Origin of the sequence: Clostridium sp. KNHs205 (genome assembly GCF_000702945.1) — a bacterium.
GTDB lineage: Bacteria > Bacillota > Clostridia > Lachnospirales > Lachnospiraceae > Anaerocolumna.
The window spans coordinates 600,001-613,084 of sequence record NZ_JNLE01000003.1; the positions used below are offsets into that span (position 1 = coordinate 600,001).

The 13,084-nt window shown below is 39.3% G+C and carries 12 protein-coding genes, 2 tRNA genes and 1 rRNA gene (1 of these 15 cut by a window edge); 13 read left to right on the forward strand and 2 right to left on the reverse strand.

What is annotated here, in order from left to right; translation table 11 throughout:
* The 7 genes from BR73_RS0102610 to BR73_RS0102640 form a co-directional block, all read left to right on the forward strand.
* Window positions 1–2,465: ribosomal RNA gene (locus tag BR73_RS0102610) — 23S ribosomal RNA — on the forward strand (it extends 445 nt beyond the left edge of the window).
* 92 nt (window positions 2,466–2,557) lie between these two features.
* Window positions 2,558–2,629, forward strand: a tRNA-Asn gene (locus BR73_RS0102615).
* 24 nt (window positions 2,630–2,653) lie between these two features.
* A tRNA-Cys gene (locus BR73_RS0102620) sits at window positions 2,654–2,724 on the forward strand.
* 274 nt (window positions 2,725–2,998) lie between these two features.
* Window positions 2,999–3,769, forward strand: coding sequence for a hypothetical protein (locus BR73_RS0102625; RefSeq protein ID WP_033164282.1), 771 nt, complete (start codon window positions 2,999–3,001; stop codon window positions 3,767–3,769).
* A 443-nt stretch (window positions 3,770–4,212) separates the two neighbouring features.
* Complete coding sequence (locus BR73_RS0102630; RefSeq protein ID WP_033164283.1) at window positions 4,213–5,223, forward strand: effector binding domain-containing protein; 1,011 nt, start codon at window positions 4,213–4,215, stop codon at window positions 5,221–5,223.
* A 50-nt stretch (window positions 5,224–5,273) separates the two neighbouring features.
* Window positions 5,274–5,882: a DUF6273 domain-containing protein gene (locus BR73_RS0102635; protein WP_156034572.1), complete on the forward strand. Its 609-nt coding sequence runs from the start codon at window positions 5,274–5,276 to the stop codon at window positions 5,880–5,882.
* Window positions 5,883–5,956: 74 nt separating this feature from the next.
* The gene (locus BR73_RS0102640) at window positions 5,957–6,433 is read left to right on the forward strand and encodes a pyridoxamine 5'-phosphate oxidase family protein (protein ID WP_033164285.1); all 477 of its coding nucleotides are present in this window, start codon (window positions 5,957–5,959) and stop codon (window positions 6,431–6,433) included.
* 146 nt (window positions 6,434–6,579) lie between these two features.
* Here BR73_RS0102640 and BR73_RS0102645 read toward each other — a convergent pair whose 3' ends face one another.
* The gene (locus BR73_RS0102645; protein WP_033164286.1) at window positions 6,580–7,554 is read right to left on the reverse strand and encodes a serine hydrolase domain-containing protein; all 975 of its coding nucleotides are present in this window, start codon (window positions 7,552–7,554) and stop codon (window positions 6,580–6,582) included.
* A 366-nt stretch (window positions 7,555–7,920) separates the two neighbouring features.
* Here BR73_RS0102645 and BR73_RS0102650 point away from each other — a divergent pair, with 366 nt between their 5' ends.
* The 6 genes from BR73_RS0102650 to BR73_RS0102675 all read left to right on the forward strand — a co-directional run bounded on the left by BR73_RS0102650 (window position 7,921) and on the right by BR73_RS0102675 (window position 12,286).
* A complete protein-coding gene (locus BR73_RS0102650) occupies window positions 7,921–8,139 on the forward strand; it encodes a hypothetical protein (RefSeq protein WP_033164287.1) in 219 nt (72 codons plus the stop codon).
* A 56-nt stretch (window positions 8,140–8,195) separates the two neighbouring features.
* The gene (locus tag BR73_RS0102655; protein WP_033164288.1) at window positions 8,196–9,326 is read left to right on the forward strand and encodes a GTPase; all 1,131 of its coding nucleotides are present in this window, start codon (window positions 8,196–8,198) and stop codon (window positions 9,324–9,326) included.
* A 223-nt stretch (window positions 9,327–9,549) separates the two neighbouring features.
* Window positions 9,550–10,614, forward strand: a complete 1,065-nt coding sequence (locus BR73_RS0102660; protein ID WP_033164289.1) for a helix-turn-helix transcriptional regulator — start codon at window positions 9,550–9,552, stop codon at window positions 10,612–10,614.
* Between the two features lie 113 nt (window positions 10,615–10,727).
* A complete protein-coding gene (locus tag BR73_RS0102665; RefSeq protein WP_033164290.1) occupies window positions 10,728–10,937 on the forward strand; it encodes a helix-turn-helix transcriptional regulator in 210 nt (69 codons plus the stop codon).
* Complete coding sequence (locus BR73_RS0102670; RefSeq protein WP_033164291.1) at window positions 10,927–11,343, forward strand: hypothetical protein; 417 nt, start codon at window positions 10,927–10,929, stop codon at window positions 11,341–11,343. The genes BR73_RS0102665 and BR73_RS0102670 overlap by 11 nt, the downstream gene beginning before the upstream one ends.
* Window positions 11,344–11,614: 271 nt before the next feature.
* Complete coding sequence (locus BR73_RS0102675; RefSeq protein WP_033167008.1) at window positions 11,615–12,286, forward strand: DUF1847 domain-containing protein; 672 nt, start codon at window positions 11,615–11,617, stop codon at window positions 12,284–12,286.
* A 71-nt stretch (window positions 12,287–12,357) separates the two neighbouring features.
* On the opposite strand, the gene BR73_RS0102680 is transcribed toward BR73_RS0102675, so the two are convergent.
* Complete coding sequence (locus BR73_RS0102680) at window positions 12,358–12,945, reverse strand: SOS response-associated peptidase family protein (RefSeq protein ID WP_033164292.1); 588 nt, start codon at window positions 12,943–12,945, stop codon at window positions 12,358–12,360.
* Between the last annotated feature and the right edge of the window lie 139 nt (window positions 12,946–13,084).

Consider the following 13,084-nt stretch of genomic DNA (forward strand, 5'->3'; position numbering starts at 1 on the left):
ACCACCCCCCAAGGCTAAATACTACTTAGTGACCGATAGTGCATAGTACTGTGAAGGAAAGGTGAAAAGAACCCCGGGAGGGGAGTGAAAGAGAACCTGAAACCCTGTGTTTACAAGCTGTGGAACACCTATTTACAGGTGAACCGCGTACTTTTTGTAGAACGGTCCGGCGAGTTACGTTTACTGGCAAGGTTAAGAGTTTAAGACTCGGAGCCGAAGGGAAACCAAGTCTGAATAGGGCGAATATCAGTCAGTAAAAGTAGACCCGAAACCGGGTGATCTACCCATGTCCAGGTTGAAGCTGCCGTAAAAGGCGGTGGAGGACCGAACACACATCCGTTGAAAAGGGTGGTGATGAGGTGTGGGTAGGGGAGAAATTCCAATCGAACCCGGAGATAGCTGGTTCTCCTCGAAATAGCTTTAGGGCTAGCCTTGATTTAGTCTGATGGAGGTAGAGCACTGAATATCCTAGGGGGCGTCAAAGCTTACCGAAGATTATCAAACTCCGAATGCCATACAGATGATGATCAGGAGTCAGACTACACGAGATAAGTTGGGTAGTCAAAAGGGAAAAAGCCCAGACCACCAGCTAAGGTCCCAAAGTGCGTGTTAAGTGGAAAAGGATGTGGGATTTCGAAAACAACTAGGATGTTGGCTTAGAAGCAGCCACACATTAAAAGAGTGCGTAATAGCTCACTAGTCGAGAGGTCCTGCGCCGAAAATGTCCGGGGCTAAAACACGACACCGAAGCTGTGGATAGTAGTAATCTAACGATAACTACTGTGGTAGAGGAGCATTCTTAATACCGACGAAGCGGTACCGTAAGGAGCCGTGGAGGGATAAGAAGAGAGAATGCCGGAATGAGTAGCGAGATGAAAGTGAGAATCTTTCAGGCCGAATATCTAAGGTTTCCAGAGTAAAGCTGATCTGCTCTGGGTAAGTCGGGACCTAAGGCGAGGTCGAAAGACGTAGTCGATGGACAACAGGTTGAGATTCCTGTACCTTATAAAAACAGAACTGTGGGGACGCAGAGACAAAGTCAGAGCCGGGTGAGGAATACCCGGTACAAGCGAGGTACCAGTGGAGCAGGAAAATCCGTTCCATAATGGGAAGACGTGATGTGGACCGAAATATAAGTAGGGAAGCTGATGGAGGCACTGCCAAGAAAAGCCGCTATTGTTTTTTATAAGCCCGTACCGTAAACCGACACAGGTGGATGAGGAGAGAATCCTAAGGCCGACGGGAGAAGCATTGTTAAGGAACTCGGCAAAATGACCCCGTAACTTCGGGAGAAGGGGTGCCTGTAGAAATACAGGCCGCAGAGAATTGGCCCAAGCAACTGTTTAGCAAAAACACAGGTCTATGCAAAACCGTAAGGTGAAGTATATGGGCTGACGCCTGCCCGGTGCTGGAAGGTTAAGGGGAGATGTTAGGGGTAACCCGAAGCGTTGAACTTAAGCCCCAGTAAACGGCGGCCGTAACTATAACGGTCCTAAGGTAGCGAAATTCCTTGTCGGGTAAGTTCCGACCCGCACGAAAGGCGTAATGATTTGGGCACTGTCTCGACAATGCACCCGGTGAAATTGAAATACCAGTGAAGATGCTGGTTACCTGCGCCAGGACGGAAAGACCCCATGGAGCTTTACTCTAGCTTGATACTGGGATTCGGTATTGCATGCACAGGATAGGTGGGAGGCTAAGAAGCGGTGACTCCGGTTGCCGCAGAGCCGTTGTTGGGATACCACCCTTGCAGTACTGGGTTTCTAACATGTGCCCGTGATCCGGGCAGTGGACAATGTCAGGTGGGGAGTTTGACTGGGGCGGTCGCCTCCGAAAGGGTATCGGAGGCGCTCAAAGGTCCTCTCAGGATGGACGGAAACCATCCGAAGAGTGCAAAGGCATAAGAGGGCTTGACTGCGACACCGACGGGTGGAGCAGGTACGAAAGTAGGACTTAGTGATCCGGTGGTATAAAGTGGGATTGCCATCGCTCAACGGATAAAAGCTACCCTGGGGATAACAGGCTTATCACTCCCAAGAGTTCACATCGACGGAGTGGTTTGGCACCTCGATGTCGGCTCATCGCATCCTGGGGCTGTATTAGGTCCCAAGGGTTGGGCTGTTCGCCCATTAAAGCGGTACGCGAGCTGGGTTCAGAACGTCGTGAGACAGTTCGGTCCCTATCCGGCGCGGGCGTAGGATATTTGAAAGGAGCTGACCTTAGTACGAGAGGACCGGGTTGGACTGACCTCTGGTGTATCGGTTGCACTGCCAAGTGCATGGCCGAGTAGCCAAGTCGGGACGGGATAAACGCTGAAGGCATCTAAGCGTGAAGCCCCCCTTAAGATAAGATATCCCATGCGAATGCAGTAAGACCCCTGAAAGACGATCAGGTGGATAGGTTAGAGGTGGAAGTGTGGTAACACATGCAGCTGACTAATACTAATAGGTCGAGGGCTTGACCTAAAAATTTACTTTGGATGTTTCAATGTGTAGGATAAAAGTACAACAAATACTATTGACTTTCTTTATCAAAAGTATTACAATAAATCCTATATTCCTCGATAGCTCAATGGTAGAGCACACGGCTGTTAACCGTGGGGTTGTAGGTTCGAGCCCTACTCGGGGAGTTTTTTCTAAATAAATTAATATACGGCGACATAGCCAAGTGGTAAGGCATGGGTCTGCAACACCCTGATCACCAGTTCAAATCTGGTTGTCGCCTTTTAGTAAAGTCTCTAAACTTTAGATTAAAGTTTGGAGACTTTTTTGTTGAGTTCAACATATGCGAATAGGTGTGAGTTAATTGTGGAGATATAGAGGATATAAAGTATTAATTGGTTTATAAAGGCTATTGGAAAATATAGTTTACTGCTATAACTGGATATGCTATTATGGTACTTAATGTTAGTAAAAATTACTAGCTGGAAACATATTATGAATCTTTAGACGATGAAATATATCAGTGTCATTGTAATATTTACGTTGGAGGTCAAAACATGTTAATTCCTAAGATAGTCGTCGGAAAAATGGATCAGGAATTAAATATCAAGTTAATATGTAAATATGTAAATCCTGAATTTAATAAAAAGAATAAGAGCAGACCTTTTGCAGAGCGTACATATTTACTATATCCGGAACTTAAGGGAAAAATCCTGGACAGTATGGATAATGAAGAAATCTATAAGGTTGTTAAACCAAGTGTTGAACGAGTTTTTGTTGAGAAAGAATTAGATATAGACAGAAAAATCATACAGTTACAGGAAGCTTTTGATACTATACAAAAAGAGCTAATATCTAATCTTCTTGACACCTTTGAATTGAAGTGGCCGGAAGAGTATAAATGCTTTTCATGTTATATTGGATGTATATCAAGTTTTCCAAGGAATGTAATAACAAAAGAGTTTTTTGTTTCCTATGAAAAAGATATTGATATGTTAATGATGGCCTCAATTCATGAGATTAATCACTTCATCTTATTTGAAAAATGGAAACAGATGCATGGATATGACCAGGAAAATGAACCGTTATATCCTGACACATTATGGTTTCTTGAAGAAATGGCAGTTGATCCTACTTTAAATATTCCTTGCATTCAGAATGTGGCCCCTTATCCGCAGAAAGCATATGAGCAGTTTTACGAACGTATGATTGATGGTATATCTGCGGAACATCATATAATAAATATGTTTATAAAAAGAACTTCTATTGAGAATTTTTTAAATACGGCATATGGTTTTATCGATAAGAATAAAAGCATATTGCTATAACAAGTTTCAGAAAAGCTGAGCTTCTACATATTTATAATCGGAAACTTTTAGAGAAAATTTATTGAGTTGTATGAAAACATATCGGATAATATAAACAGGTCAGATATTTAAAACGCATCGGATAATAAAAAACATCGGATAATTGAAAAATGCATGGGATAATTGAAAAACGCATCGGATAATAAAAAAACATCCGATATTGAAAACGCATCGGATAATAATAACGTAACGGATAATAAAACTTATCGGGTAAATCGAAAATGTAAGTCCTTGATATTGCGCCGAATTTTTGAGAAAAATTACTTTATTGAACATTTTCATATAGCCGTTTTATAATCCATATTCTACAGAATAAAATGTGAATATTATATATAATCCCTTGACACAGACACCGTGTCGTACTTTATAGTTATATTCAAGTAAAATGAAAGGAGGTTCTATAAGTGGAACTCCAAACAGCAGGTCAAGTATCAAAGAATTACGGAATCTCAGCAAGAATGCTACGTTATTACGAGCAGGTGGGATTAATCCAAAGTCTGCGGAAAGCGGATTATGCTTACCGGGTTTATGATGAAAGTGCTGTCAGTCGTTTACGGCAAATTATTGTCCTTCGTAAGTTGCGGGTTCCCGTAAAGCAAATCATATGCATACTTAACAATTCCGACGCGGTGGAAGCAGTGGAAATTTTCAGGCAGAACATAAGTGAAATAGACAACGAAATTACTGCGTTGTCTACCGTTAAGGGTATATTACTTCGTTTTATTGAGGAAATCAATGAGAAAGCAGATGTTAATTTAAAGCTTCTCGGTGATGAAGCTATATTCGATGTTATAAGTTCTCTTTCTTTTTCTGATAATCAGATAAAAGAAGCGAAGGATAATTTATCAATGGAGGAATTAAACAAGGCGAACGAAGAGTTAATGAAGATGGAAGACAAAGACGTGCGAATTGTCTATCTGCCACCCTTGACTGTAGCCGCCGCTTATGCATCAGGGGAGGGCTGCGAAGGAAAAGCGGCGGATATGATTAGCAGGTTTACAGTAGAAAGCGGTTTGTTAAAGCTTAAACCTGATGCGCGTAGTTTTGGATTTGACTGTCCTCTGGGAGCATCAGAAATTGGGGAGAACTCCTACGCTTATGAAATGTGGGTATCTGTACCCGATGATATGGAGATACCGGCACCATTAGTAAGACGAGAATTTAGTGGTGGATTATATGCCGCACATGTGTTAAGGGCGTGGGATTTCCAGGATTGGCGTCGTCTGAAAGAATGGGTGAAAGAAAGCGATAAATACGATAATGACTGGGGGTCACCTCGGTGGGAATCACCTGAAACTGCTTTTGGACAAGGCTTCGAAGAAACATTAAATTTCTATAATTTTGTTCAGAAGCACAATTCTGAAATGAAGTATTTACAGATTGATTTGCTCTTCCCTATAAAGGAAAAGGAATAAACCAATGTTGGTATTTGCAAGTGGAAGAGGTACAAATGGGGAGGCAATGTATGCAGATAGGTGACAAAATTGCATTTGGAAGGTACCAATGGCGTGTACTTGACATTCAGGACAATACAGCTCTACTTGTAACGGAATATATTATAGAACAACGTGCTTACCATGACGCATATAAGGACATAACGTGGGCTGACTGCTCGCTCCGAAAATATCTTAACGGTGAGTTCTATGACAAGTTCGATGTAACCGATAAGGCAAGAATAATTACGGTGTTAAATAAAAATTCTGATAACCAGTGGTATGGTTCAAAAGGAGGAGTCGATACAAGGGACAATATATTTTTGTTAAGCCTTGAGGAAGTATGCCAATATTTTGGTGATAGCCTTTCAAAGCTCCAAAACCGTGGAAAAAATCAAAGGTATTGGTTTGAAAGAAAAGATGAAAACAACAGTAAGAGATTAGCAAGACTTCAGGATAAGGAATGGTGTTGGTGGTGGTGGCTTCGGTCGCCTGGCCGGGTTAATGTAAAAGCCGTATACATCTTCGGAACAGACGGTAATATAGGTATACAAGGCAACAATATATTGAAAGGCAACATCAGCGATGGAAAATGTACAGGCGGTGTACGTCCCGCATTGTGGATAAAGCTGGAAGTTTAAAGCTTAAGCGGCTACGTAACATGTGATTTAACTGTGGTTACAGTATATATTAATTTATATTAAGGAGAATTAGAATGAGTAAATACGAAAACGCGATGAAACTCTTGGAAGAACGTTGCGGTAATGGTAAAGAAGAAGTTATTGCCCTTGGAACAATATCACTATCTTCAAACACTGCCGGTAATCCCCGTCCTGCTGTACGTATGGTTTGCGCGTATTATGAAGACGGCGTATTTTATATTTCTACGGACACAAGAAAAAATAAAATGCTGCAAATTGAGAAGAACAACGAGGTCTCAGTCTGTGGATTTGATTGGTATGCTTTCCAAGGTACAGCTGAAAATCTTGGCTGGGTCAAGGATGATAAGAATGCGGATATCAGAGCGAAATTTAAAAAAATATTTGACTGGTTTGAGGAAGTTGGAGACGAAGATAATCCCAACTCAATTGTTCTGCGTATCTCTCTCACAGAGGGGACGATTACCGACAATGAGAAAAAATACGGTGAACAGCTGTATGAAATTGATTTTATTAATAAAACGGCGAAATAATCTGTAAAGGAATAACACAAGATTATTGTTGGTTTTCTATCAGCAGCTCATCGTTTTGGAAAACTTATAGAACGTAACTTTATAGAATGGAATTTAAAAGGCTTCCTTAAGAGGGAGCCTTTTTCAATATCATAGATAGTTTATATTTATATTTGTACTAACGTATCAATTATATCAGCGTAGTGGCCCATATTCGATTCCCTGCAGCCATCAAAATTACATAACAACAGAATTAATAACTTATGGTCTGGTATACGAGTCAGCCTTGCGCTAAAACCAGGTGAATCGCCGCCATGAAATATTTTATTACCATGAATATACCATCCCATTGCATAATTAGATATAACAGGCCTAAATAGCTCAGGCATGAATTTCCTGGTTAACAGCTTTTCTGTATAAAGTGCTTCATCCCATTTACATAGATCGGCTGCGGTGGAATAAACTCCTCCTGCGCCTGCAAAAGAGGTAATTATAGCAGTATTTTTTTCCCATTTAGAAACATGAGGTGATTTATAACCTATAGCTGTGTTTGTGTCACTTGGGTCAGGTGCCAGGAAGAATGTGCGCGTCATGTTAAGAGGAGTAAAAATATTTTCGTTCAGGTATTCCGTAAGGCTTTTAGCAGATAACTTTTCAATTAACTTACCTAGTATAATGTAATTAGAATTACAATAATGGAAGGTTTTATGCGGCAGGTTATAATCAGTAAGTGACTTTATAAATGAATATGAATCTTCAGAGGTACCTTCGGGGTTTTCATGCCATTCGGTTTTACACCAGTATTCCGGTATTCCGGAAATCATATTTAGAATATCACGGATAATGATATCTCGTCCATTATAAAAGTCAGGTAAGTAGGTACCGATAGGTTCATTAAGGGATAACTTACCTCTTTGTGCCAGTTGCAGTACACAGAGCGCAGTAAATTGTTTTGTTATGGAGCCAAGGCTGTAAATAGTATTTTCATCTGCTATTTTCTTCTGAACATAATCAGAGTACCCAAAGTTTTGCTGAAATAAAATATGGTCGTCCTCTTTGATTAGTATGTAACCGTTAAAGTCTTGTAATAGTGGGTTTTCTTCATATAAATTGTTTATCTTCTGACATAGATTGTTATCCATATTTCCCGCTCCTTTTTAATTGATTAATTTAGTGTAAACTATACACTAAGTGTAGAGTCAATAATAATTTAAATAAATATTAAAGCGAATTTTGAATCAGATTCTAGAAATAATATTATTATGTTATAAGGTTATGCTTTTGTGAATTCTAAAAAATAGATTTCAAAGGAATACAAATTTATGATGCAGAAGTATATAAGAGAAATCTCAATTTTCACAGAGATAATCCGCACAGATGAATCACACAGATGAATCACAAAGATGATTCAAAGAGATGAATCACAAAAATGTTTTACTATAAGAGAATAACTTCACTTCACTAATTGTAATAATATGCTATAATTAGACATACCGGAGGTAATTAAAATGAAAAATGGATTTTCCAACAAACAAATCGAAATAATAAAAGAAATCGTAGCAGATGAGTTACAGGATAAAAATAAAAAGCAGGAGTCTGTGATAAAGTCCGTTGTATATTTACTAATAAGTATAGTATGCAGCATCGGGGTTTTCCTCATGATGCCTAAACTAATTAATAAAGGTGCAAACAAGATTTATAAGAATAATTTTAGAGTAGTGAAATAGATACAACAAAACTTTAAGGTAAATTCGTATCAGCCACCACAAAGGAAGAGGTATAGATGGATATTAATATTTCAGATGTAGCCAGCCAATGTATTAATGAAATTAATAAGAAAATCAAGAATCTTAAAAATCTGAATATTATTGTAGCCGGCAAAACGGGAGTTGGTAAGAGTACATTAATTAATTATATCTTCAGAGAGCAGCTGGCGGAAACGGGAATAGGAAAACCTGTAACGCAGCATATTCAGAGGATAACAAAAAAGGATGTACCTCTAACAATCTATGATACAAAAGGCTTGGAGCTTGGGCGGGATACGCAGAAACAGATTAAAGCTGAAATCATTGATAAAATTAAAGAAGGTCTTTATGCCAAAGATGAAAATAAATGTATTCATTGTATCTGGTATTGTATTAATACTGTATCTGACAGAATTGAAGAAGATGAAATTGAATGGATCAAGGAGTTCACAGAAGATAATAAAGATACTCAGGTTCCCATTATCATTGTGCTGACTAAATCTTTTTCTAAGGCAAAGGCAAGGGAATTTAAGAATTATATCGACAGTCTTAATTTACACGTATGCGCCATTGTTCCTGTATTGGCATTGGATTATGAAATAGATGAAGACTACACAGCCAGAGCTTATGGAGGAGAGGAGCTTATTGAGATCATGGGGGAGCTGTTGGGGGAGGAATTGATCCCCACTCTTCAGAACGTTCAAAAAGCTGCTATAAAACAAAAAATTAAATATGCCCGAGGTATTGTTGCCACAACTGTAACAGCTACCTTTGCAGAAGGTTTTGCACCGGTACCTTTTGCCGATGCAGCTCTTTTAATACCTACTCAGGTTACTATGATTGCTTCTATAACGGTTGCTTTTGGCCTTAAGGTGGACAAAGGAATCATTACGTCGTTTATTACTTCAATCTTAGGAACTGCAGGTGCCACAATTGCCGGCAGAACCATTGTATCCAATATCTTTAAACTGCTTCCCGGAGTCGGTACGATAGTAGGTGGTATGATTTCCGGAGGTACAGCCGCTGTTATAACCACAGCTTTGGGTGAAGCCTACATCAAACTCATGGAAAAAATGTGCCTTGGTGAAATAAAGTCAGGTGATTTGAGCAGTAAAGAAGCTATAACTGAAATGAAGGATATCTTTAAAAAAGAGTTGAAGAAAAAATAGCGAATAAAAAAATAGTGAATAAAAAATAGTGAAAAAAATAGCGAATAAAAAAATAGTAAATGAAAAAATAGTGAATCCAACATAATATAGCTTTCTGTTATTAACCTCCTGTTAATTTTTTCTCCTTTTATTTAATAACCATTCAATTGCAGAAATACATCCCAATAGTTAAAATGTTGATATAGAGCAAGTTATCTTTATTCTAAGTCAGGAGATGATTAAAATGCCAATTAATACGGTTATCAGGGAAAACAGAAAAGCACACGGTTTAACACAGGAGCAAATCGCAGAATATTTGGGAGTATCAACACCAGCAGTAAACAAGTGGGAAAAAGGCGTTTCTTACCCCGATGTTTCGTTACTGCCTGCTCTGGCACGGCTGCTTAAAATTGATCTCAACACCTTATTATGCTTTGAGGAAGGGCTTACAGATCAGGAAATCGAACATTTTAGCAATAAAATTATTGATACGATTCGCAAGAAGGACTATGAAAGCGGATTCTCTATAGCCATGGAGAAGGTAAGAGAATATCCGAATTGCGATAAACTAATTCACACAACTGCCTTCCTTTTGGAAGGAGCACTTGTTATGTATGGAGCCAATGCCGATAACAAAGAAGCTTATGAAAATCAAATAACTGCTTTGTATGAGCGTGTTGCAGGAAGCAATGAGGAGCAGGTGAGAAACAGTGCTGTTTATATGCTGGTAGCTAGGTATATGGGGCAGGGAGAGTATGAAAAGGCCCAGGAAATGCTGGATTTATTACCTGAAAATGCTGGCCTTGATAAAATGCTGCTTCAGGCCAATTTATCCAACCATCTGGATAAATTAGAGGAAGCGGCAGAAATTCTGGAACGTAAGTTACTTATGGATGTCAATGAAATTCATGGAATCCTAAAGAACCTGACGGACATTGCATTAAAGGTGAAAAACCTTGAAACTGTAGATTATCTGGCGGAGCTTTCTGTAAAGGTCAGTGATATGTTTGACCTGTGGGGTGTTAATGCTTATCTGGTACCACTGGAGGTGGCACTTGCCAAAAAGAATGTGAAAGACAGCCTTTCGCTTATTAAGTCCGTCTTATCTGCTGTCGGTTCTCCCTGGAAAGTCAGCGATTCTGTACTATACACTCATATCCCTGTAAAGGAAGAGACACAGGAAAACTTTAGTAAACAGCTTTTTCAAGCTTTTCTGGTTGAGATGGAAAGCAGCCCTAAATATGAATTTCTTCACGAGACAGCTGAGTTTCAACACTTAATAGAACGAAATAAAGGGAAATGTAACTAACCCAAATATATAATTTTAATTATTAATGGAAAGTATACTTGACATTATGTGCTATTGGAGCTATAATGCATATGTAAAGTATACTTTCCATTTTGCTTTAAAGGAGTGAAAGAGTGAAGAATAGGTTAGAAGAGATAAGAAAGAAACAAGGGATAAAACAGGAAGAACTGGCAGAAGCACTGGAGGTATCCAGGCAGACCATCGGATCCCTGGAAAATGGCCGTTATAATCCATCCATTTTACTGGCTTTTAAAATTGCCCGATATTTTAATATGACCATTGAAGATATGTTTATCTATGAGGAGGAGCCAAATGAAAGGTAATCAAAAAGTTAATATTCTAATGATAGTAGTTAGTATTGGACTTATTCTGGGAGGAGCTTTCGTTATAAATTATGATAACAGAAATATAGCTGGGCTCTGTATCGGACTTGGTTCCGGCCTTGCCAGTGTAAATGTAGCCCATATCTTTATTAAACGAATGTTCAGGAAACATCCGGAGTATAAACGGCAGAGTGAAATTGATGCAAAAGATGAGCGCTCCATTGCAATAACGAACAAAGCCAAAGCAAAGGCGTATGATAAGATGATATACATTATGATTGGGGTTCCATTTGTTATGATTTTCCTGAATTCGCCTTTATGGATGATATTAACGGTTATCGCTTTCTATGTATTTGGTTACGGTTTACATCTTTATTATTTAGTGAAGTATAATAAAATCATGTAATTTTGCCGCAATATGGCGAAAATAGTTGACAAAAGCGCAGGATTTAATATAATCTATATCATATTTACACCCGGAAAAAAGTAATTGCTTAAAGCTGGTGGTGTAGAATAAAATAATATGACTGGCTGACTGTACAAACAGAGGTTAAGATTAAGCTCACAGCTTAGGTTACCTCTGTTTTTTAATACTCATTGATCAGGGGAGTATGGTAAATCTCAGCAGCAGAGCAAAAACTATAGTAAAGGGCATCAAACCCGGAAAAGAGGTTAAAATGAGTAATAATTTTAGTTGTACATCCTGTGGCGTATTTAATTGTGCAAGTCAAAACGGAACATATCCTGGTAAATGTCTGACTACCAGTGAAGAAAATGAGGAAATACTGGAGGAATGTCTGGATATATATAACAAGGAACCGGAGATACATAAAATAGCGGTAGCGGCAGCCCAGGTGGAAGGGCAGTATTATGGACAACTTACCAGAGTTGAGGAAATCATAGTATTTGCCAAGAAAATAAAGGCTAAAAAAATTGGTATTGCCTCCTGCATGGGACTTATCCAGGAGAGTAAGATATTTGAAAAAGTATTAAAAGCAAATGGATTTGAGCCCTACGGAGTCATTTGTAAAGTAGGTGCTAAAGATAAATCAGCACTTGGTGTGAGAGAAGAGGATAAGGTACGTCCCGGACAACATGAGTCTGCCTGTAATCCTATTATGCAGGCAAAGTTATTAAATAGAGAAAATACTGACCTAAATGTTATCTGTGGTCTCTGTGTCGGACATGATTCTATGTTTATCAAGTATTCTGAAGCACCAGTTACCTATCTTGTGGTAAAAGATCGTGTCCTGGCTCATAACCCCGTAGGAGCTCTTTATACAAATGGTTCCTATTATAAAAGGATTCTTCAGGGAGTCAGTTTAAGGGAGGAGGATAAAGAACTTTAGAGTTAACAACCAGGAGCTAAATAACCCTTTAATTTCTGGTAAGAATAGGAATGGAAAGTCCGGCTGTCCTGCTAAAAGGGCAGCCTCAGTTGCTCATATTCCATCTGTTTTTTTAGTCTGCAGGGTTTTTTGAGTAATAATTCTTCGGTTCTGTCAGGAGCTGTTAACCAAGGTATTAGCTCCTCCCGTTCCAGAATTAAGGGCATACGGTCGTGTACTTCAATCATGGACTCATTCGCCGGTGATGTCAGTATGATGAACCGGTCCTTATCCTGAAAGGAGTTATAAAAGCCTGCGATAAATAAAACCTTGGAATCTTCACGGTAAAAGGAAGCTTTTTCTCTGGCAGCATTCCATTCATAAAAGCCGGCAGCAGGTATGATACACCGCCGGTTTATGATGCTGTCCCGGAAGGTTTTTTTGGATAGGGCGGTTTCACTTCTGGCATTGATAATCAGTTCCTTTCCCTGAAAGCCTGGAAATCCCCAGTGCTTTTCCTCCGGGTGCATAGCCTTACCTGAAGCTGTGAGAACCATTGCCGGTTCAGAAGGACGGACATCCCTTTTCCCTGCCTTTTCGTTGAGCTTTTTATCGATTGCTTCTACCAGTCTCTCTATTTCTTTGGCCGTATCATCATCTATATAATATCTTCCGCACATAAGTACCTCCCTTTTAAGAATAGGAAATTATTTAACTTTTCTCTAGCTGTGTCTGAAAACTGCTTGTGCCGGACTGGAAGTTCCACTTTGTAGGAGGCAATTTGCGAAAAACAGCAATTTGCGAAAAACAGCAATTTGC